A 20,908-nucleotide genomic window follows, 5' to 3' on the forward strand; every position below is an offset into this window, starting at 1 on the left:
AGAATCGTCGCAGGGGGTAAGACTATAGTCACGTAATACCGTAGGACACCCCCACACAACACCACATCATAGATTAGAAGGGGATTGGTCTTAAGGAATGAGAACGTGCGTAACAGCGGAAGAGAAAGCGATTGTCGATGAAAAGTTGTTCGAACTAGGGTTTACTGCTCAAAATAGAGTATACATTAGCTTCCTCATCCAGTCCGAGAATGATCGTCAAGACTTCATGGATCGCTTCTGGACAGAGCGAAGTCGGCAGATGTTGGCAATTGGAGATTACCGTAGAGAAAAAATAGATAAGCGAAACTTGTCGTTCGATGAATTTATTTCGATTTACGAAGAAGGAAGACCGCTGGGGAACGATAATAAGCGATTCATCGAAGAACTGTTCATGCTTCCGTGTGGTAGCGACAACGCAAGCGTGATAAATAACAAGATTGTTAATGAGTACGAAATTATTAGAAGGCTGTATGATGTGGCAAAAGGCGATAAAGGTGTGAATATCACTAGAGCGATCAGGCGTATATGATACGTTTGAAGTAAATGAATCTTGATCTACCATAACGTTGCGCACAGATAAGACTTTATCCGAAGGTACATAATAAGCGCACTGTTGGCAGGCTTCATTATGGTAGGTTAGATTCAAAACCAGAACGCCCGTTCCTATTTTATTAATCTTTTCCCCGAAGATGAATCTAAAATACAGACACAGCAGCAGGGGGGGGTGGTCGCTATGAGTGGTTTTGAGAAATACCATGTACAGTGCAAAAAAGATTTTTCCAATGAGAAAACGAAAGCAACTCTCTTTAGGAAGAACATAAAGTATGAAGTAAGGCTGATCGGCAAGATTGTGATCGTTAAGGATGATACTGGTTGTTGGAGAGATTTACAACATCCGAAAAGTACGAATAAATTTTACAAAGAACACTTTATACCATTTGATGTAACAGAAGTGGGCATAAATACCTAAGACGTTAGACCGTTAAAAGCAAAGTAAAGACAGAAAAATATCCCGGAATAACAAAATCATTGACTTTCCATTAAGCGTAAAATATAATGAATATACTATATAACAGGAAGGGATGAGTATTCCAATATGAAAATTAAACAGAGACTCAAAGCAGACATGGAACAAGCGGTAAGAGCAGGAGACAAACTGCGGTTGTCAGTGATCCGTTCGTTAATAGACGCAGTGCAGAAGGCTGAGAAGGAATTGCTTCGGGAAATGGATGAAGCTGAGATCGCCCACATAGCGCTTAAAGTCAGTAAGGACAACAAAGAAGAATTGAATTATGCAATAGAAGCAGCAGCCAAAGAGAGCAGCCCTGAAAAACGTGTCGAAAGAGAGTTGAGAATTATGTTGTTGGAATCGCAGATCAGTGTGATAGACATGTACCTGCCGAAGATGATGGACGTGAATGAGGTCATTGTACTGGTAGCAGACTTCGCAAATAATCTTGAAGCAGCGGGCCAAGAAGTCAACAAAGGCAATCTTATGAAGGGCTTAAATCCAGCCGTAAACGGCAAAGCGGATAAAGCAATGGTAAGTACGGTTGTTGATAAAGTACTAATGGAAAGAGCGTAGCAGTATTTTTTTATTCCCTATTATAGCATAAAATAAAACAAGTGGAGTGAACATAGTTGAAATTAAACAAATGGCATATGATTATTGCGAGTATCCTATTCCTGGTCGTGGGCTACTTCACATCATCAACAGCAATAGAAATTGCTTCGACAGTATCAGGATTGCTGTGTGTATGGTTGGCGGCAAAGCAAAACATATGGACTTATCCGATTGGGTTCGTGAACATTGTCTTCTTCATGATCGTGTTTTATGATGCAAGACTCTATGCGGATTTCAGTCTTCAAATATTCTTTGCAGTCCTTAGTACATACGGATGGATTTATTGGCTGCGCAACAAAGGAGATCAGCCTGTAAAGGCAACTCAGAAAACATCTGCTGGATTAGCGATTGCTATGATGGCACTAACAATAATCGGAACAGCCCTATGGGGCTATGTCCTTCACCAATATACAGATGCATCAATACCTTATGCCGATGCTTTCATAGCGATCCTAAGTGTGGTAGCACAGATTTTGCTGTCAAGCAAGAGACTGGAGAACTGGTACGTCTGGATTCTAGTGGATGTACTTAGTGTAGGGATGTATTTCTACAAAGGACTTCATGTCATAGGCATCCTGTACATTGTATTTACCATCAACGCAATATACGGTGCAATTGCTTGGCACAAACAGTATAAGGAGGAAAGTGTGAATGTATAAGAAGATAGTGTCGCTAACGATTGCAGTAGCACTGCTGCTTCCGGCTGGTAGTACGTTTGCAGCGCCTAATGCCATAACAGCGAACGGATCAGTGACAAAGAGCGCACAGATCGTAACAGCAAAAACAAAATCTAAATCAACATTCAGCGGTTCAAGGAGTTCGTCACGATCAAAGGTGGGTGGCAACAGCAGGTCTTCAAGTTCTTCTTCAAAGAAATCTACAGGAAGCATGTTCAGTGGTGGAAGATCCAGTACAAAATCACCCACTACAAAGAAGCCTGTTGCAACGAAGAAGCCTTTGACACTGAAGAAGCCAACAGCGACCCAGAAGTCAGCAAGCAGCAGCGGCTCCTTCAGCGGCGGTAGCAGCACCAAACAGTCCACGGCAGGCAAAACCACCAAGAAGTCAGGAACAACCTACAGCAGCGGATATAAGCGGCCTACAACAGTGACAAATGGTACAACAATCAATCCGAACACAGGTAGAAGCTATTATAAAGGCAGCAACTACTATAACAGCAGACCTTCCGGCGTTCGGGTGGGAACAGCATTTATGGCTGGCACAATGTTCGGAACCATGCTTCATCCATGGGGTGGCTATTATCCAGTGTCCGGCGGTGGATATGTCCACCAGGGATTCTCATTTGAAATGCTCCTGCTTGACTTGATTATTATCATCGTGATCATCGGTGCCATCGTATGGATTGTACGATACCTTCGAAAGCGAAATTAGGAGGAAGATAAAATGAAGTTACTTTTTGATAATCAGGATGTGACGGATGCTATTTGCGTATATATCGCTGATCAGTATGAGGGTGGCATTCCTGAAATGGTTGATGATGTGCGGCTTTGCTACACTCCCTCAATTGGCTTTACTGCTATTGGAGAGATTTATGGCGAGTACAATAACCTTACTGAACAGGACATGATTGATGCTATCAGCACCTACCTGCAAATCCACCACTGTTTCATACCTGATTGTATCTTAGTAAACTTACAATACCATTCCGAAATTCAAGGTTTCGGTGCTGAAATAATTATTGAACGATAGGAGAGCGAACCAGTGCTATTAACATATGACGAACCAACTTTTGATCTGAACAATATGCCAACTATGACGAATCCTTTGTACACATCCTTTACATTCCAATGGCCTACTCAGAAAAAATTGACCAGAGGACTTATCATCGGAAAGTTCATGCCGATGCACAAAGGGCATATGGCCCTGATCGAATACGGTGCAAGTATGTGCGATCAGCTCACTATCTTCGTGTGTAGTCTACCTACAGAGCCGATAGATGGTATGCTACGGTATGAATGGGTCAAGGAGAGCTTCCCTAACGTGCGTGTACTGCACTTGAACAAAGCTGATATGCCGCAAGAGCCAAGCGAACATCATGACTTCTGGGGCATCTGGAGACGTGCTACAGAGGAACTGCATCCCGAACCATTAGATTACATCTTCACATCTGAAGAGTATGGCTACAAGTATGCTGAAGTGATGGGATGTACACATGTGCAGTTTGATCAGCCAAGAGAGTTGGTTCCTGTTTCTGGCACGAAGATTCGCAACAATCCTTTTAAATATTGGGAGTACATTCCGCATATTGTGAAGCCGTATTTCAGTAAAAAGATTGCAGTGATCGGCGCAGAAAGCACCGGAAAAACAACCTTAACAGCCAATATCTCTGATTATTACAAACTACAAGGATTTAGAGTTTCAGAGATAAAGGAGTTTGCAAGGTACTGGATAGACAGCGCATTAGCTGGTGATATGAGCAGAATGACAGCCGAAGACATTACGATGTTCGGTAAGAAGCAAATGTCACTGGTGAAGCAGAGCGAATTAAACGGGTATCAGGTAATCGTGTCCGATACCGATGCTATTGTGTCTTCAGTCTTTCAGCGCTTATATTTCGGTGAAGTGTCAGGTGAACTGTTGGATGTGGCTGCTGTTGAACAATGGGATTTGGTTCTCTTCCTACAACCAGACATTCCCTGGGTGGATGATGGACAACGGGACTTCGGGGATCGGAGAGAAGAGATCAATGAAATATTCATACAAGAACTGGAACATCGAGACATTGACCATGTAGTCGTGTCGGGCAATTGGGAGCAAAGATGGTCGATAGCTAAGATGGCTATTGACAAAATCATGAAACAAGCGTAAGATATAATAAAGGTAATGATACACAACAGACTTGGATTTTATTCCGCAAAGAAGTCTGTTTTCTAAATAGTTACAAGCGTAAAATATAACAAATAAACTATAAGGGAATGATACGAACATGTCTACATTTTTCATCATGACGCTGCTTACTATTGCAGTGTCAGCATTTATCGCTCGGGACACATTGAGAATCAAATCGGATATTTTCGGTGCAGAGCCGTTGCTGCCTATTCTGCTGTTTATTGCAGTCGGACTGATTCCTTTCGTGAACATTGTCGCACACGCCATAATCCTTGTTGTTGTCTATACACATGTTAAAGCGATCAGCGTATCAACATGGGTAAAGAACCTTCTTGGAATTAAGAAAGACTAGGAGGGTTCATAATGGCAGACTTAATCGTACAAGTGTCCAGGATCGACGATATTGTTTCTCATGACAATGCAGACCTGCTGGAAGTGGCAGTAGTTAAAGGTTGGAACTGTATTGTTCTGAAAGACCAGTACAAAAAAGGTGATCTTGTCACCTATATCCCACCAGACTCAATCATTCCGCAAAAAATGATTGATAAATACAACCTGGAATATCTGCGCAAGGACGGACGTGTGAAGACTGTTAGGCTAAGAGGATACGTGTCGCAAGGACTTATCCTGCCAGTTCCATCGTCAAATTTGAATGAAGGTGACGATGTTGCGAATCTGCTTGGCATCACCAAGTATGAGCCAGCAGCACCGAAGTATCAATCGAATTATGGCAAGAAGACCAGCAAGAAGGTTGTGAACCCATTTTTCGAAAAATGCACCAGCCCGAACAATGTAAAGTATTACCCTGAAGTCTTCAAGGAAGGCGATCTGGTGGTAGTTACGGAAAAGATTCATGGAACATCATGGAGAGCTGGGACGCTTCCGAAAACCAGTAAGACACTTTGGTCTAAGATCGTAGCTGCGCTTCAAAAGGCCGTAGGACGCTATAACGCCTATGAATTCGTGTATGGTAGCCATAACGTTCAGATCACCCATAACAACCGTTACAAGGGCTTCTACGGCTCAGATGTTTACGGCAAGGTAGCCAAAAAGTATAATGCCACGCAGATTCCGGCTGACTACACAGTATTCGGTGAAGCATATGGCGAAGGTATCCAGGACTTGGACTACGGTGTTAAAGGTGATATAGACCTGATGGTGTTCGATGTGAAATACAAAGGTGATTTCCTGCCTTACGATGAAATGCTGGCATTTTGTGCAAGGTATGGCTTGCCGACAGTGCCATTGCTATACAAAGGACTTTATTACAAAGGACTTGTTGAGGAACACACGGACGGAAAGACAACACTAGCAGCAGCACCCAAGCAAATTCGTGAAGGCTGCGTGATCAAGTCGGCTAACGAAATTAATGATGTACGTATCGGACGAAAGATGCTGAAGTCCATTTCGGTGAACTACCTTCTCCGTGCTGACGGCACTGAGTTCCATTAATACAAGCATAAAATATAATAATATAAGGTGATGAATAACATGCCACAACTTCATGTTCTAGTTGGACTTCCTGCAAGTGGGAAGTCCACATTCGCCAAAAAGCTGAAGGCGACAGTAATATCGTCGGACAAGCTTCGGGAAGAACTGCTTGGTGATGTGAATGATCAAAATAGCAATGAACTTATATTCAATACAATGTACGAACGTGCTGAAAAGCAATTAGCAATTGGACTGGATGTGTACCTTGATGCAACACATATTTCTGCAAAGGTCAGAAAGCGAATTATTGAAAGATTCCGCAAGAAGGCCGACAAGCTGGTCGCTCACTATTTTAACACACCTTTCTATCCAGATGTAGTACATCGGAACAGAGGTCGTGAAAGAAGTGTTCCTTATAGCGTACTAACAAGAATGCGTAACAGTCTTCAGGTTCCTATGTACAGCGAAGGTTGGAATGAAATTGTGTTTCACAATCTTGATGAAGTAAATAAGCAGGTATCACCAGCATGGAGCGAATCAATCCTTACATCGGAACAGTCATATGACTCCTTTATGGGAAGCTTCACCTATTGGGATGCAATCGAAAGCATCATTGATTTGCCGCAGGATAATCCTCATCACTCACTGAGCGTGAGCAGACATACATACTACGTATGGGACTATATCCGAAGAAATTACAACAATGAAGACATCCTTGTGATGTTATGGGCAGCATTGTTCCACGACACAGGCAAGAAGGTTACGAAGTCTTTCAAAACATTGGAAGATGGAACGACAGCAAGGTATGCGAATTTCATCGGTCATGAGAATGTTTCTGCACAATTGGCTGCAAATGTTCTTGCAAACTTCTATGATACAAATTTCGTTCTGAAGGTTGTAGAGATCGTTCAGAACCACATGCGATTACTGAGCGCCGGAGACAGCTCAAAGGCTAGAAATAAGCTGTTCACTGAAGTCGGGAAAGACGTGTTTGAAAAGCTTGAATTTTTCAGAAGCGCAGATACAACCGCAAAATAAACCCACTTAACAGGAGAGTGTTCATAATGCCAAAAGTAAACAAAAGAACTGTCCGTCAACATGTAGAATCTATACTTCGTGATTACCCAGACACACGCAGCAACGACAAGCTGTTGACGATCACATACTGGAAACTTATTGATCGTATCGACCTGGGTATTAATGAAGAAGCATTTGTAGCAGCGTTCATCAACAGCGCAACAATGCCGGAATCAATCCGTAGAGCAAGACAACTTATCCAAGAAGAAGGCTTATATCTGCCGGACGATGCAACCGTAGCGAACCGTAGAGGTAGACAGGCTGCTATGCGTAGTGCTGTTCGTGATAGAGAAGTGGTGTGACAATGATTCAAATTCCTTGGGATGTAGAAGTGATTCTTTACATGCTTCAGACTGACGATCCATTCGCTGAAGCGTTCGTGGTTGGTGGCTGCGTTCGGGATTCGATTATAGGTAAAACTCCGAAAGATTGGGATATTGCCACGAATCTTAAACCAGATGTAGTTATGAGCCTTTTCAACTCATTAAGCTTCACTGTCGTTCCAACAGGATTAAAGCATGGTACAGTCACGCTGATATACAATGGCGAACATTACGAGATCACAACCTTCAGAACTGATGGAGCATATACAGATGGTCGAAGACCTGATGAAGTCCAGTTCGCTTCGAATATCGAAGAAGATTTAAGTAGACGTGACTTTACCATGAATGCTATGGCCTACAACAAGCAAAGAGGGTTGATTGATCCTTTTAATGGATTTAATGATATACAGAAAAAAGTGATTCGTGCAGTAGGTAAGCCTGGAGAAAGATTCAATGAAGATGCACTGAGAATGCTGAGAGCCATTCGGTTTGCAGCAGAACTGGACTTCTTGATTGACTTTGATACCTGCATGGCGATTTCTGATAACAACGATAAAATATCATATATTTCTGCTGAACGTAAACGTGAAGAGTTGATGAAGATTCTGTCTAGTAGGGCTGCTGAATTGGGAGTATTCCTATTAGCTCAAACCGGAATGATTAAACATCTATTCCCGAATATTGGAGCATACAACATGCGTGAATTACGTCTTATCAAACCAGCTATAACAAAGCTGGCATACCTATTCACCTATGTTCTTGATTACAGGGGTGGGCTGAATAGTCTGAAATTTGATAACTACACCATACGTTTTGTGTGTAAGGTTATCGAATGTCTGCGAGAAGTGGAAAGCATGACTTCCGTGGTCAGCAAGCCACAGGCAAAAAAGATGGTCATTAAGTACGGTGGAGAGGAAGTCTCTCAAGCAATGCTGATCGCCATCGTAAAGGACGTTAAGTTTGTTGCTACGAACAATGTGTTTCAGGAAGTTTCGGAGAGTAGAGAGCCAATACACATGTCTGAACTGGCCTTAAACGGCAGCGATCTGGTTGCACTAGGTATGCAGGGAAAAGAGATTGGCGAAACGCTTAAGCGACTCCTGGACTTGGTACATCACGATCCAGGGCTGAACGACTATGGAAAACTAATAAGAAGAGTTTAGGAGCTGGACAACATGAATCATTCTATATATCCAATGGATTTAAAAACGCCAATAGGCAGCAAGGTTGTTTATGCTTTTCCTGATAATGGACTTGTTACCGAAAGTGCTAGGATGGAACTGATGGGACTGATTGAAGGCGAAGCTTATACTGTCGCAGATGTTTTGGTTCATGGCTGGAGTTCTTACGTTTACCTTGAAGAATTCCCTTTTGAGTCGTTCAATAGCGTGAACTTCGCCAACCTGATCGAAAAGATCGAAGAGGAAGGTGTAGTCTTAACACTTAAGGAATTTCTTGAGACTGACGAACCTCTTAAGGTTTATGTCGCAAACTTCCCTGGCGTATGGCTTGGCGGTGAAGCAATTGTAGTCGCTAAAAACAAGAGTGAAGCAGTCAGTTTGCTGACTACAGAGCTTCAGGAAAGATCGTTAGGGCATGCATTGGACAAACATTATTTGTCAGAAATTGATATAACAATACCTAATGCCTACGTTATAAATGACGGTGACTACTAATGACACGGCAGCGCATAACGGTTTATTGTGATGGCGGCTGCCGGGGCAACGGAAAGGCAAATAGTATTGGTGGATGGGGTGTTGTCCTTGGATACAAGGGCAAAACGAAGGAATTGTGGGGTGGAGAGCGCAATGCTACGAACAACACAATGGAATTGACCGCAGCTATTCGTGCGCTAGAAGCGATTAAGACGAACGATATTCCTATTGATATGCACATCGACTCTTCGTATGTCGTAAATGGCATGACAGAATGGGCATTCAATTGGGAGAAGAATAACTGGCGCACTGCCGGAGGTAAGCCAGCAGCCAATAATGAACTTTGGATTCGACTCCTGGAATTGCATCGGAAGCAATGGGAAATCAAATACATCAAAGTCAAAGGGCATGTAGGCGTGGAATTAAATGAACTTGCAGATCAACTAGCAAATAAGGGGATGGATGAAGTTGAGCGAACTTAAACTAATTAAAGCTACAGAGTTGGACGGTGTAACGCCAAAGGCGACAAATGGAAATGGAGTGAACTATGACAACTATGCTGGAACAGTGTTTAAACCATATTTCCCGTTAGAGATTGGAGCCTGTGCGGTTCTAGTCCATGATGGCAATAATTCGTTGCGCACGTCTTTTGTAAGCAATATTGGAAGATCACGCAACGGCAAAGAGCTAAGTCTTGTTACTAAGAATACTATTTACTTCTTTGAGGTTTTGTAATGCTGCATCTATATCGCATCATTAAATTCCGTGCCTGGATGCATGAAAACAAAAAGATGGTCGAATGGCATCCAGAATTTTTCTATGACACATCTGAAGTGACAAGATGGAGTGGAAGTTTCGACTACATAGATGATGATTACTGTCACCTGATGCAGTTTACAGGTCTTCACGATCACAGTGGAAGGGAAATTTATGAAGGTGATATTATCGTTCTTTTTGGAATGAAGGCTGAAATCGTCTGGGGATTTAGCGGTTGGCATCTTAAATGGGTGGACAAATGGGTGGAACATCGACGATTGGCTGGTCGTACCGTGAAGACTGAACCAGTCTTCGGAAACATTGAACTATGGGAAGTCATAGGAAACATTTATGAAGGGTGGGCTGACAATGGCAGAACAGAAGCTATTAAAGCGTAACGCTAACTTCATGGAGTACAGATGCCCAAAGTGCGGCAGCTTCGTTCTGAAAAACCTTTGGGGTCAAGAGTGGTGCTGGAGCAGAAAATGCGACTACGAAGTCGCACAGATCACTACAGACAGGCCAATTCCGGCAGATGAACCAGAAGTCGTGAAGCCGAAGATTAAAGCGCCAGCCAGGGCAAAGACAACCAGGAAGAAGAAGGTGAAGGAATGAATCCTTTAGACTTCGGGAGCAAGGGTGTCAATGTTTACAACTATAAGGATGGGAAACTTGAAAAGAGGTCTGTTGTAGATCAGCGACACTTCGATTTCTTGATGGACAAAGAGGGCGATAAGAAAATTGTCCTTGAATGTTCTACCGTTGGTGACAAGCGATTCTCTTCCTTCGGTGCGAAGGTCAACTGCTTTGGATGGGATGATATTGTGGAATTCCACTACTTCACGTCAAAAGGCTTCACAGGGGTTGCAGTGCCGAACATTAAGAGAAGTTCATGGTCAGACAAGATGCGGTTTGTGAATGCAGTTAAGGGGATTCCTGCCGACTACATGGTGCTGAACGGAAAGGCATATGACGCTGATCTTCTGCCACAATGGTATCACCTGCTTTGGATCAAGTATTTGGACAGAAACCCTGTTCTTGTAGAATATCTGAATCAGTTCGACGATTTTAATGATGTGTTCAAAGGCAGCAGTGTCTCTTGTCAGGCTGATTCGATCAGAAAATATATTAAAGATGGCAGAGAGTCGTTGATGCAAGAGTGCAGTGAGCTGCTTGAAGAAATGAGGGGGAAGTGACGATATGACTATGACTAAGAAAGAAATATATGAGACGATTGTTGACTGGCAAATGAACGCTGGTGAGGACTTTATTGATTATTGGGGATCGAATATTACGATTCCAAGCTTTATGTTCTGGTGTTTGGGAAGAGGATACCTTACAAAAGAGCAGCTTAATGCTTGGGAAGCAGACTACCTTTCTAAAGACCTTTTTCAGCAGCTCTATGCAAGCGAACCGAATTATTTCATTGGTGGCAGCGGAGATTCGATCTACGCTCTATGCGATCACGACACTTGGGAAGACGGTGTAGAGATTCTGTCTGAGTTCATTTCGGAAAGCACGACATATCAGAACAGACTTAAGGTGTTTCTGCGTGAGTGGGCTGGGGAGGAAGCTGTAGATGATGGAGAATAGTTCAAGCAAAAAATATCTGTCCAAAATCCGCAGATTCTACCTACAACGGAATGAGGACGAGAGTGGCGTGAGTGGCACAGGTATTGTTGTTACTGGCGTTGAGTTTCCTTCAGGTCAGGTGGCTATTGAATGGTCTGCTTCTCCAGTCAAATCAGTGACCATCTATCCGAATGTTGAAGCAATGGTTGGTGTTCACAGTCATGGCGGCAAGACTGTCCTGAAATGGATTGATGAAGAGTAATGGGAGTGATCGAAAAATGCTGAATGCTGAAGATGTAGTTGTAAGAGTACAGACTGTTCGTGATTATAATTATGGATTTCAGAACGCTGTCTATAGTCTTGAAGCCGATGTTCAACGCATTGTTGATGAAGCGTTTCCTGAAGTCAAAGATTACTATGAATATCGAATGATTACAGGACATGTGCTTAATTTAGTAATAACTGACTGTTTTAATCGCAGGTCGTGATTACATGAAAGTCCAATTTTATGTATGGTAGGGAGTGGTGAGCATGAGGAAGGCACTGAGCCTAGCTGTGGCGCTGCTGCTGGCCTTTACGCTGGCAGGATGTGTTGCAGAGAACCAGGAAAGCTATGACGCTTCTACGACGAACCAGGAGTTCTTCAGAGTTGACGAAACCATTATTGGGGGATATTCAATTTTCACTGTTCAAGACAAGGAAACAGGTTGTCAATATGTGATGGGAATGGGTCAAGGAACGTCTGTCATAGAACGAAAAGACGGTACAGGCAGGCAGATTTGTGTCATACCCTAAATATGGGGAAGATCGTTTTGCTTGACACAACATCTTGCGATTGACAAGCGTAAGATAAAATGATATACTATGTATCTAACGTCAAGGAAGCACGGGTGATCTATGGCGATTTATGAAAATGGATTGACAATTTTCATGAATTTCACGGGTCACTCTTTTTAATTGCATCAAGCATAAGATATAACAAATAATAGGGGGAATTAAAAATGGCAAATCAAGAATTCAAGTTGACGCAGACCAAATCCAGTTTCACATTCAAAGGTATTGTTGACGGCATGACAAATGATAGCGCTTACCGTGAAGGTGAAGTGAAGAACGGCAAGAATGCAGGGAAAGAGTATCGTTCAATTCGATTCTTCGTGCAGACAAGCCCAACCAATAAGCTGCCTGTTGAAATGTTCGGTATGGAACTGGAATTTGTATACCCTTACAAGCGTGGGAAAAAAGGTGAAAAGGGTACATCCAAGAAAACTCCATTCGCACAACGTAATAACCTTCCTGAAGGCTTTAACCTGATCGGTGTCAACCTTGGCCTGGAACAAGACGAGAAGGGTAAGAACATCCGTAAATCCATGGTAGAGTTTGATGCAGCAGAGTACATTTATGATAATTTGAATGACGGCGACAGTGTAACTGTTTCTGGTGAACTTGAGTTCTCGCAATATGAAAACGCTAACGAAGAAGTCATTAATCAGACGAAGTACATTGTAAAGTCCATTTACCACGAAAAAGCGATTGATTTCGAAGACGAAAAGTTCCAGGAGATCAATGCGTTTGAGCAAGAACTTGTATTCATCGACAAGGATGTAGACAAGAAAGAAGGCGCTGTATTCGTTTCCGGCTACACTATCGGATACGCTGACAAGTTTAATCTTGCACAGTTCGTAATTCGTCCAAATGGAAACAAGAACATCGAGAAGACTGCCAATGCATTCGCTAAGGCATTGAAGTTCGGTGACACTTTGAAGGTGTCTGGTCTGTGCTTGAATAAAGCTGAGACTGTAGAAGTAGATGTATCTACTGAAAAGGCCGACAAAGTGAAGGACGATATTTTTGGTGGGGAAAAGCCTGCTGGCCTGGAAAAACGTGCTGTAACTACTTATGTAACCGAATTGCAGATCACTACTGCTGACAATGACAGCTACAAAGAGGGCAAAGGCAAGTACAAAGAGGAAGACTTTGTTGTCGAAGAACTGGTTGCAGATGAAGAAGAAAATCTGTTTGGAGACGGAGACGCACAGGACATTGACGACGATGATCTGCCGTTCTAATTAAGCATAAAATAAACCAACATCACAGGATGCGTGTTAACTAAATAAGACCCAAACTAATCATTAAATTCAACACTGCAACGCATGAAGAATGCTCTTGTGATTTTATCAATTACGTCGAACCGTAAAATAAAATCACAGGGAGCGATTTCTAAAATGGCTATTAATTTAAAACAAATTCAGGTAAACACTCCGCAGGTGGCATTGGAAGACTATTTCTGGCTGATTGCAGGTGTCCCTAAGAGCGGTAAAACATCTTTGTTTGCAAAGTTGACTGAACAATACTTTGGCGATACATCCAAATCGCTTCTGTTAGCTTTTGAAAAAGGCTATCAAGCGCTTCGTGTCCAAGCTCAAGATGTAAAAGATTGGGACGACATGGAAGAAATCGTTGAGCAGCTTGTGGACGATAAGGAAGAACTTGGAATCAAGCTAATCGGTATTGATACAGCCGACATTATGTGGGAAATGGCACAGGCTTCTGTAATCCAGGAGTGGAATGCTAAAAACCCTCAAAAGCGGACTAAGGATATCGGCGGCGTAGGCGCTAAAGGCAAGTCTGATCAGGGTTTTGGTGCTGGTTATAACCTTGCGAAAGCTAAGATTAGGGAGTCCTTGGATAAGTTGATGAAGGCTGGTTACGGAATCATGGTTCTCACGCACAGCAAGGACAAAAAGGTCGAGCAGAAAGATGGTCTGGAATACGATCAACTGAATGTATCTTTGGCTTCCTCTGCTAGAGAAATCTTCGTAAACATGGCTGACTTCATCATCTTCATTACTGTAGAGAAGAAGCAGGTTGGAACCAATATCGAGACTAAGCGCTACATGTACTTCCGTAGTGATGGTTATGTCGAAGCAGGTAGCCGATTCAAGCATGTGCCTGAACGCATTGAGTACAGCATCCCTGAGTTCCTAGCAGCATTCAAACACGCTGTAGAAGCTGAATTTGAAAGTGGCGTTGACCTGGAACAGATCAAGAAGGAACAAGCAGAAAGACGTGAAGCTGCCGCAAAAGAGTTCATTGAGCAACAAAAGAGTGAGCCTACCGCAGACGAGCTGATCGCTGTACTGGATGTAAAAATGAAGGCGTTCACAAAAGCTGAAAAGCAAGGTCTTGTTGAAGTCTTCAAGGAGATTCTTGGCGGCAATGCTAACTACAAAATTGTTGAGGATGTAGCGCTTCTACAGAAGTGCGTTGATCATCTTGCAACGCTGGAATAGTTAAATAATCAAAAATGGGGTAGCTATATGAAATATAAAAACGTAGTTACTGCTGTGGTTGCGGCGGCAATTGCACTTACATGTGTGACTGGCGCTTCAGCTCCAAGCAGTAATGAAGTTGCTGAAGTTCCTGTCGTTAGGGCTGTACATCTAACGACAGAACTACCCTTTTTGTACAGTCAAAATGTTACGAAAATAGTAGCTGCAAAGCCTTTGACAAAAAATGTGCAAAAAGATGGAGTGCGTATCATTGCTCCTAAAGCAATTTCTGAGACCACTGAGGTCAAGCCTAAGCCGGAATTCAAGCAGGTGGCTGCAACTCCAAAGGTGGAGAAAGAGGATAGCTTTAAAGGTTATGAAAACATTCCTCTGAGTAAGACATTACAGAAGAAAATTTCGGCATTCGCTGACAAGAAGGATATTCCTGTTACTCTTGTGTATGCATTGATGAAGCAGGAAAGCGATTTTAAATCCAACCTTATCAGTAAGACGAATGACTATGGAATTATGCAGATTAATCGTAGTAACTTCAAATGGATTACTAAAGACCTGAAAACAGAGTATGGAATCACCTATAAATGGGATGATACCTATAAGTCTGCTGTTGCCGGAATCCATTACCTTGCTTTGATCAAGGAGTCGTGGGAAGGCAAGGTTTCTGACAAAAAAATGCTGCCAGTAGTGTTGATCAGTTACAACATGGGAACACGAAACGCAGTGAAATATATGAAAAGTCACGATGCTACAGATTGGGCATATGTTCGTAAGATCATGACCTACAAAGAGAAGATTGAAAGGGGTGAAAGCTTGTGAGTATTTCAATTGATGAATTGTATGAGATCGGAGACACAATCTATATCAATGAAGCAGGACGTGAATACCTTTTGGGAGAACTAATCGACGAATGGGTAGATAAATATGCTTATTCTAGCGCACTGATTATAGCTGGTGTATACAAAGACGAACACACTCCTGAAGAGTCATTGTACTATGTTCGTTTTGAAGACGATCACATTGATCAAACCATGTTTGAACTTTCTACCAAAGAAGTTTCAGATGTAATCCTTAAAAGACCAGACAAACTTAAACACCAATGGGCGTTTGAAGCTGCAAATTTGCCAGATGATCTTCCTGGAATACACAGCCCATTGTTTGATACATCAGCTAAACCATTGAATTCATTGATAATGGCAGAAATCGAAGCTTCTCTGAACGGATTTGAGAAGAAGGGCAGAGAGCTTGGCGCTCTGGTGGATCGGAAGCAGAAGGCTTACGGGAATTCTGTTCAGCAGTCATATGACGTAATTAAAGTGTTTATGAAGCCTTACCTGAACGATGATGGTACATACACTATTCCTGAGTCGTTGCTGCTTCATTTACTGCTTCAGGTGCGGATCATCGACAAGCAAAACCGAATTTTCAACAACCCTGGTGGTGATCTGATGGAAGAAAACACTTATCGGGATATTGCTGGCTATGGCATGCTAGGCGAACATATGACAGATCACAAATAACACATTAAGTGCTTACTTCATAAGGAGGTAAGCACTTTTTTGTATTGACAAGCGTAAGATATAATGATATTCTAGCCATACAGGATAAGTTAAATGCCAGGATATTGCCGGGCATATTAAGCGTAAAATATAATAAGGGTGGTTTTAATTATGGCTCTAAAGAAAAAGTCATTAATCGTCATGGTTCCAACAACGGTAGAGCAAATTGTAGCAGCAGAGATTGTAACTGAATGTGATTTACTCTTAACAGTTAGTTCAAATGGTGGTGGTGATGGTGACATTTCGCTTGAAAATGCCAGGGCAAATTATCAGAGTGGAGTTTCGCATCGTCCAATCCGCATTGCAATGAGTGAAAGTGGTGAAATGATGTACGATTCTTTAACTGTTGAGCAGGCTAAAGAACTTGGTAATGCGCTGCTAGAAATGGTTGCTTATATTACTGATACAGAAACTGCATATATGTCAGAGGGGATTTTCGGATGATGAAAATAGACAACGAATTAATCTTGCTTCCTAAAGAAGACCTGTTGAAGCGGAAAGCTATGCTTGAGAACTTACTAAGCACAACAATAGTGGACGAGTTCTCTTATTTTATTGGGGGAATCATCAGCGGATTCGGACAACAGATTACATCTCAAGAATGCGAAATTCCTTCATATATTCAACTGGGTTTTGAAGAAGAGTGGAATGATGGTGATGCTACATATCCAACAATTTCAGGCGTTTCGCTACTCAACCAAGATGAAGTAATTTGTGATGCAGACATATGTGAAGTGCAAGAGGAAGAACTGTATTTTGAACTTTGGGAATATATTTCTGAAGCGATAAACGAAAAATACAATATCCGTGAGCTGGAGAAACATTTGGGTACTAGCCCTACTCTCATTAAGTACAGAAAGGTGGATTCTAATGTCTGATATGACAATCGTACTGCCGGAAGATCGTAGAAGTCGCATTACATTGCTAAGAGATTTGCTGAATAAGGATGTAGAAATTCAGATCGAAGAGGATGTAGCAAGCGACCTGCGCATGTTATTTAAGCTGGAAAATGTTGCTGCCAAACTTAAGGAGTTCAATCTGCCAGTACCAACAGGGGTGAGAGTTGAATTTTATCCTGAAGGTGATGATGAAGGCGGTACATACTGGCGCATGTCGTCATTTACGCTTGTTTCTGATGTACAGGAAGAAAGTGATGATTATGAAGTAAACATTGACGAAATGTACGAAAATGCTGAATGGCCTGCTTATCGTGAGTCATATGATTGGCAGAGCAGCAAGTACAAAACGATTGCCTATCATGAGAACATGCACGACTACATTCGTGACGGCATTTCAGATGTGATGAACGGGAAGTCGATTTACGATCATTTTGGAGACTATCATATGTTCAAACTAAATCCAGGAGAGTGATATACAATGGCACACCCTTATGTGCATGCTGAAAACTCAGCTAAACGATTTGGTGGCAAACCTGAAGACTATCTGGCGATCCATGAGTGGTTTGACGCAACCAAGGCGTGGTATCCAGAAATGACTCACCGTTCAATGCGGCATCATTCAGAAGGGATTTATGAGTGCGCAGCCCTGTTCGGAGAGACATTTATCAACTCCGATGGCAAGAGAGTGTACACCAGATATGTCGGTGAGCAGCATGTGGTCGAAGATTTAAAATTCATTCCTACAGCAAGTGACTGGCTTGAATGCATGGACATGCAGCTTTGGATGATGAACAGGTCGAAGCGCTTATCGGAAAAGGTTATTGAGCGCAAGCATGGATTTCCTGACAGAATGCCGTCAAGTGTTTCGCCGCCAGTAGAGAACAGGCCACAAGGAACTGTGAAATCATTTTAAGGGAGAGTGCCTATTATGCCAGGGATTTATGTTAAGGATGATCGTCGAAAATCCGTCAACCTTGAAGATGTAGAAGTCGGAGATATTATCGTGACCGCAGATGAAGAAATGTTTATGGTATTCAAAGGAAGTATACTTGTTGACTTTAGTTATGGGCTGCTAAGGATTACCCATGATGTTTCTGTTGTAATGGTGACTGACGACGATCTGATCGAACTAATCACTGAGTTCCACATTGAGCGGAAAATCGTGGACATTGTTCACAATGATCGCATTACATTGAACCTGTATTGACACATAAAAAAAAGTGTGTTATCATATTCTCCAATAAGCGTAAAATATAACAAATCAGGCGGTGATGAGAGTGAGTATTTTTAAACAAGTATTTAAGATTAAGCGCAAGCTTACCCTGGGTGAACAGATCGAAGTGGCAAAAGGTCATGCCTATGAAGCGCTAGGGATGTTCGATGAAGCCTACAAAAAGCTTGATGGTGCAAATGAGATTCTGTCTCAGGCGGCTGAAGAAGCTGAACGGCAAATGGTCGAATCGAGCCGACACTTCGAACGGACAACAGACGAGATTCGGATGAACAAGGCTGTCCAAGAACGACTTAAAGCGTTCACATTATAAGCGTAAAATATAATTAACTTAACAAATGAGATAGGGTGGACAATTGCGTCCATCCTACGTTTATTTAATGGGGTGAAAAAATATGGCAGCAGCAATGATTAAGTGCAAATGGTGCGGAGAAAAAAGCCTGAAAACAGAAATGACCTGTGAGGAACGAATGTCTGACAAAGGCAATAGAACGAGAGTGTACGTCCACTCTGTTAAATGCTATGACGAATATCTAGCTGATAAGGAATTCAAAAAGAAAGAAGCAGAGGAATTGGATTTCCTGCATGAGACGATTAAGAAGGTTCACAGGATTCCTATTATCCCGCCAGCTTTCTTTGTCATGCTCCAAGACCTTAGAAATGGCACTGTAAGAGTCGGCACGAAGACTAAGAAGTATAAGGAAGGGGTCAGCTATAGAACGATTGCTGATACGTACCTATACATACAGAACAGCGTTGATTGGGCCAAGACTAACCGGAAGTTCGATGGAACAATGAAGGAATTGCGTTATTGCTTCGTAATTATGCTAGACAAAATTTATCTGGTCGATAAGAAGCAGAAGAAAGAGAGGTTTGCTAAGGAAATTTCGCAATCTAAAAACGAACATAACCAAGCTGCCGATCTGGTGAACTTTGAACACAGAGAAGTCACTTTTAAGAAGAAGAAGGCTAAGAACGACATATCACATTTACTTGACTGAGGGTGGAATCCATGGCAACTAAGACTAAAGCGGGAAGTAATGTTAAGAGCGATAAATATCTGGATATCATGCGTGAAGAGGTACTGATTCCTGAAGCGTATTTGACAGCGCTTTTTTGGAATAATCCAGAGCAATATATTTTCTACCCTGAAGAGAAGATTAATACAAAAACATTACTAAATACTCCCTGGGCATTCTATTTCGGGCTAGGACGTAAAATGCAGCAGGCTGGCGTTAAAATATTTGACGATATCTCTATTATGAAGCATGTCAAAGAATTGAATGTAATGGAGAGGTTTGAGAAGTATGGTGGCTTCGATACCGTTCGTGAAGTGATGGAAGAGGTTGAAGGGTTCGAACCAAACCTTGAAGCTTATTACTCAGAAATTAAGAAGTATGCAATGCTTCGAAACCTGGGAGGATTGTTCGGTGATAAGGTTTATGAGAAAAATGGTAAGTATGATTATCACAAGATTGATAAAGAAGACCTATATCTATACTGGTTCGACAAAGTAAATCAGCTTGGCCTTGACGGTGACGCAAAATTTGAAGAACACTTTCTACTTGAAGGTCTTGATGAAGATATTGAAGAGTGGGACGCAACACCGGATATCGGATTACCATTCTACAATAGTAGCCGCATGACGAAAATTTGCACTGGCTTTGACTATGGGAATTTGTACATCTATGGCGGCTTTGGTGGCTCTGGAAAGACAGCAATGTCATTTAACAAGGTAGTTATGTCTTGTATCGAAAACGAAGAGAAGTTGCTGATCATTGCGAATGAGCAAGGGATCAAGGAGTTTAAGAAGCTGCTGCTGACTACGGCTCTTGGAATTAAGAAAGAGTACCTGTACAGACAGCGTTTGAACGAAGGTTCATTTACCGAAGAAGAGAAGAGAAAGTTGAGCAACGCAATTGAGTTCATCAAGGCATTCTCTAAACAGGGTGAAGACAAGAATAACAGCAAATTGGTTGCTCTGGTCTTTATGGAAGACTATATCATGGGTGATGTTAAAAAAATTATTCGTCACTATGCGAACCGTGGGTACAAGTCCGTAATGATTGATACAGGTAAGCCGTCAGATGGCAATGCTGCACAGGCACGCTGGGAAGTGTTTACGGAAGACTTCAAGGAACTGTACAAGCTTTGTCGCCCGAATGGTGGTGGCCTGAACCTGCGCATGTGGGTTAATGTACAGCTTGCCGACAACGCATTAACTCGAAGATTCCTGAATGAACATGCCTTCGGAGAGTCGAAGAAAATTAAGAACGAAGCTTCGGTGGTATTCATGGGACGAAATGTATGGGACGATGAATACGAAGGTGGAGACAGCGAAATCAAGGCTTGGAATTACAGACCGAAGACTAAAGACGATCATTTCGCTGAAGAGGATGAACGGGGCTACGTCAAGGAAGAATTCACCCTGAAACGCTTCTGGACGGACGAGAAGGGCAACACGTACCCTAACCAATACTATCTTATCTTCACGCCTAAGAACCGAAGAGGAAGAGATAATAAGGGTGGACAGCCAGTGTTGATTATGCAGAGTAATTTCAATAACAATTCATGGCATGAAGTCGGCTGGTGTCATATCCATGATGATAGAAATTACTGATTGTAATGATATTTAAAAGCGTAAAAT

34 protein-coding genes are annotated in these 20,908 nt (G+C 42.2%); all 34 read left to right on the top strand.

Going from position 1 to position 20,908, the window contains the following annotated elements:
• Positions 1 to 97 precede the first annotated feature (97 nt).
• The 34 genes from MKY96_RS32610 to MKY96_RS32775 all read left to right on the top strand — a co-directional run bounded on the left by MKY96_RS32610 (position 98) and on the right by MKY96_RS32775 (position 20,881).
• Positions 98 to 529 carry a hypothetical protein gene (locus MKY96_RS32610; protein ID WP_340946893.1) on the top strand — a complete coding sequence of 144 codons (432 nt, stop codon included), beginning with the start codon at positions 98 to 100 and terminating at the stop codon, positions 527 to 529.
• Positions 530 to 733: 204 nt separating this feature from the next.
• Positions 734 to 970, top strand: coding sequence for a hypothetical protein (locus MKY96_RS32615; protein ID WP_340946894.1), 237 nt, complete (start codon positions 734 to 736; stop codon positions 968 to 970).
• Between the two features lie 126 nt (positions 971 to 1,096).
• On the top strand, positions 1,097 to 1,585 hold the full coding sequence (locus tag MKY96_RS32620) for a GatB/YqeY domain-containing protein (protein WP_340946895.1): 489 nt from the start codon (positions 1,097 to 1,099) through the stop codon (positions 1,583 to 1,585).
• 56 nt (positions 1,586 to 1,641) lie between these two features.
• Entirely contained in the window at positions 1,642 to 2,283 is a 642-nt protein-coding gene (gene pnuC / locus MKY96_RS32625) for a nicotinamide riboside transporter PnuC (RefSeq protein WP_340946896.1), read from the top strand.
• Complete coding sequence (locus MKY96_RS32630; RefSeq protein ID WP_340946898.1) at positions 2,276 to 3,016, top strand: hypothetical protein; 741 nt, start codon at positions 2,276 to 2,278, stop codon at positions 3,014 to 3,016. The genes pnuC and MKY96_RS32630 overlap by 8 nt, the downstream gene beginning before the upstream one ends.
• A 12-nt stretch (positions 3,017 to 3,028) precedes the next feature.
• On the top strand, positions 3,029 to 3,334 hold the full coding sequence (locus MKY96_RS32635; protein WP_340946901.1) for a DUF2653 family protein: 306 nt from the start codon (positions 3,029 to 3,031) through the stop codon (positions 3,332 to 3,334).
• Positions 3,335 to 3,346: 12 nt separating this feature from the next.
• Entirely contained in the window at positions 3,347 to 4,453 is a 1,107-nt protein-coding gene (locus MKY96_RS32640; protein ID WP_340946902.1) for an AAA family ATPase, read from the top strand.
• A gap of 136 nt (positions 4,454 to 4,589) precedes the next feature.
• Complete coding sequence (locus MKY96_RS32645) at positions 4,590 to 4,826, top strand: hypothetical protein (RefSeq protein WP_340946905.1); 237 nt, start codon at positions 4,590 to 4,592, stop codon at positions 4,824 to 4,826.
• 11 nt (positions 4,827 to 4,837) lie between these two features.
• Positions 4,838 to 5,926 carry an RNA ligase (ATP) gene (locus MKY96_RS32650; RefSeq protein WP_340946907.1) on the top strand — a complete coding sequence of 363 codons (1,089 nt, stop codon included), beginning with the start codon at positions 4,838 to 4,840 and terminating at the stop codon, positions 5,924 to 5,926.
• Between the two features lie 39 nt (positions 5,927 to 5,965).
• Positions 5,966 to 6,943: an AAA family ATPase gene (locus MKY96_RS32655; RefSeq protein WP_340946909.1), complete on the top strand. Its 978-nt coding sequence runs from the start codon at positions 5,966 to 5,968 to the stop codon at positions 6,941 to 6,943.
• A gap of 26 nt (positions 6,944 to 6,969) precedes the next feature.
• Positions 6,970 to 7,284 (top strand): hypothetical protein, encoded by a 315-nt coding sequence (locus tag MKY96_RS32660; protein ID WP_340946911.1) that lies wholly within the window; start codon positions 6,970 to 6,972, stop codon positions 7,282 to 7,284.
• Between the two features lie 2 nt (positions 7,285 to 7,286).
• Positions 7,287 to 8,468, top strand: coding sequence for a CCA tRNA nucleotidyltransferase (locus tag MKY96_RS32665; protein ID WP_340946913.1), 1,182 nt, complete (start codon positions 7,287 to 7,289; stop codon positions 8,466 to 8,468).
• A gap of 12 nt (positions 8,469 to 8,480) precedes the next feature.
• Positions 8,481 to 8,981, top strand: a complete 501-nt coding sequence (locus MKY96_RS32670) for a hypothetical protein (RefSeq protein WP_340946915.1) — start codon at positions 8,481 to 8,483, stop codon at positions 8,979 to 8,981.
• Complete coding sequence (gene rnhA / locus MKY96_RS32675) at positions 8,981 to 9,442, top strand: ribonuclease HI (protein ID WP_340946916.1); 462 nt, start codon at positions 8,981 to 8,983, stop codon at positions 9,440 to 9,442. The genes MKY96_RS32670 and rnhA overlap by 1 nt, the downstream gene beginning before the upstream one ends.
• Complete coding sequence (locus tag MKY96_RS32680; RefSeq protein ID WP_340946918.1) at positions 9,429 to 9,695, top strand: hypothetical protein; 267 nt, start codon at positions 9,429 to 9,431, stop codon at positions 9,693 to 9,695. Before rnhA ends, MKY96_RS32680 begins: the two co-directional genes overlap by 14 nt.
• Complete coding sequence (locus MKY96_RS32685; protein ID WP_340946921.1) at positions 9,695 to 10,114, top strand: YopX family protein; 420 nt, start codon at positions 9,695 to 9,697, stop codon at positions 10,112 to 10,114. The genes MKY96_RS32680 and MKY96_RS32685 overlap by 1 nt, the downstream gene beginning before the upstream one ends.
• Positions 10,086 to 10,331: a hypothetical protein gene (locus MKY96_RS32690; RefSeq protein WP_340946922.1), complete on the top strand. Its 246-nt coding sequence runs from the start codon at positions 10,086 to 10,088 to the stop codon at positions 10,329 to 10,331. The genes MKY96_RS32685 and MKY96_RS32690 overlap by 29 nt, the downstream gene beginning before the upstream one ends.
• On the top strand, positions 10,328 to 10,912 hold the full coding sequence (locus MKY96_RS32695; RefSeq protein ID WP_340946924.1) for a hypothetical protein: 585 nt from the start codon (positions 10,328 to 10,330) through the stop codon (positions 10,910 to 10,912). Before MKY96_RS32690 ends, MKY96_RS32695 begins: the two co-directional genes overlap by 4 nt.
• 4 nt (positions 10,913 to 10,916) lie before the next feature.
• Positions 10,917 to 11,309: a hypothetical protein gene (locus MKY96_RS32700; RefSeq protein WP_340946925.1), complete on the top strand. Its 393-nt coding sequence runs from the start codon at positions 10,917 to 10,919 to the stop codon at positions 11,307 to 11,309.
• Positions 11,296 to 11,550, top strand: coding sequence for a hypothetical protein (locus MKY96_RS32705; protein ID WP_340946926.1), 255 nt, complete (start codon positions 11,296 to 11,298; stop codon positions 11,548 to 11,550). Before MKY96_RS32700 ends, MKY96_RS32705 begins: the two co-directional genes overlap by 14 nt.
• A gap of 16 nt (positions 11,551 to 11,566) precedes the next feature.
• On the top strand, positions 11,567 to 11,776 hold the full coding sequence (locus tag MKY96_RS32710; RefSeq protein WP_340946927.1) for a hypothetical protein: 210 nt from the start codon (positions 11,567 to 11,569) through the stop codon (positions 11,774 to 11,776).
• Between the two features lie 43 nt (positions 11,777 to 11,819).
• Positions 11,820 to 12,083: a hypothetical protein gene (locus tag MKY96_RS32715; protein ID WP_340946929.1), complete on the top strand. Its 264-nt coding sequence runs from the start codon at positions 11,820 to 11,822 to the stop codon at positions 12,081 to 12,083.
• Between the two features lie 206 nt (positions 12,084 to 12,289).
• Positions 12,290 to 13,354, top strand: coding sequence for a hypothetical protein (locus tag MKY96_RS32720; RefSeq protein WP_340946931.1), 1,065 nt, complete (start codon positions 12,290 to 12,292; stop codon positions 13,352 to 13,354).
• 156 nt (positions 13,355 to 13,510) lie between these two features.
• Positions 13,511 to 14,578, top strand: a complete 1,068-nt coding sequence (locus tag MKY96_RS32725) for an AAA family ATPase (RefSeq protein WP_340946932.1) — start codon at positions 13,511 to 13,513, stop codon at positions 14,576 to 14,578.
• A 27-nt stretch (positions 14,579 to 14,605) separates the two neighbouring features.
• Positions 14,606 to 15,391 carry a transglycosylase SLT domain-containing protein gene (locus MKY96_RS32730; RefSeq protein WP_340946935.1) on the top strand — a complete coding sequence of 262 codons (786 nt, stop codon included), beginning with the start codon at positions 14,606 to 14,608 and terminating at the stop codon, positions 15,389 to 15,391.
• Entirely contained in the window at positions 15,388 to 16,092 is a 705-nt protein-coding gene (locus MKY96_RS32735) for a hypothetical protein (RefSeq protein ID WP_340946938.1), read from the top strand. The genes MKY96_RS32730 and MKY96_RS32735 overlap by 4 nt, the downstream gene beginning before the upstream one ends.
• A 150-nt stretch (positions 16,093 to 16,242) precedes the next feature.
• The gene (locus MKY96_RS32740) at positions 16,243 to 16,575 is read left to right on the top strand and encodes a hypothetical protein (protein WP_340946939.1); all 333 of its coding nucleotides are present in this window, start codon (positions 16,243 to 16,245) and stop codon (positions 16,573 to 16,575) included.
• A complete protein-coding gene (locus MKY96_RS32745; RefSeq protein WP_340946941.1) occupies positions 16,572 to 17,009 on the top strand; it encodes a hypothetical protein in 438 nt (145 codons plus the stop codon). Before MKY96_RS32740 ends, MKY96_RS32745 begins: the two co-directional genes overlap by 4 nt.
• Entirely contained in the window at positions 17,002 to 17,502 is a 501-nt protein-coding gene (locus MKY96_RS32750; protein ID WP_340946942.1) for a hypothetical protein, read from the top strand. Before MKY96_RS32745 ends, MKY96_RS32750 begins: the two co-directional genes overlap by 8 nt.
• 6 nt (positions 17,503 to 17,508) lie before the next feature.
• The gene (locus MKY96_RS32755) at positions 17,509 to 17,943 is read left to right on the top strand and encodes a DUF6915 family protein (RefSeq protein WP_340946943.1); all 435 of its coding nucleotides are present in this window, start codon (positions 17,509 to 17,511) and stop codon (positions 17,941 to 17,943) included.
• A 15-nt stretch (positions 17,944 to 17,958) separates the two neighbouring features.
• Positions 17,959 to 18,237, top strand: coding sequence for a hypothetical protein (locus MKY96_RS32760; protein ID WP_340946945.1), 279 nt, complete (start codon positions 17,959 to 17,961; stop codon positions 18,235 to 18,237).
• A gap of 70 nt (positions 18,238 to 18,307) precedes the next feature.
• Positions 18,308 to 18,574: a hypothetical protein gene (locus MKY96_RS32765; RefSeq protein WP_340946947.1), complete on the top strand. Its 267-nt coding sequence runs from the start codon at positions 18,308 to 18,310 to the stop codon at positions 18,572 to 18,574.
• Positions 18,575 to 18,656: 82 nt separating this feature from the next.
• The gene (locus MKY96_RS32770) at positions 18,657 to 19,262 is read left to right on the top strand and encodes a hypothetical protein (RefSeq protein WP_340946949.1); all 606 of its coding nucleotides are present in this window, start codon (positions 18,657 to 18,659) and stop codon (positions 19,260 to 19,262) included.
• An 11-nt stretch (positions 19,263 to 19,273) separates the two neighbouring features.
• A complete protein-coding gene (locus MKY96_RS32775) occupies positions 19,274 to 20,881 on the top strand; it encodes a replicative DNA helicase (protein WP_340946951.1) in 1,608 nt (535 codons plus the stop codon).
• Positions 20,882 to 20,908 lie beyond the last annotated feature (27 nt).

Source organism: Paenibacillus sp. FSL R7-0302, from assembly GCF_038006885.1.
Lineage (GTDB): Bacteria > Bacillota > Bacilli > Paenibacillales > Paenibacillaceae > Paenibacillus_AQ.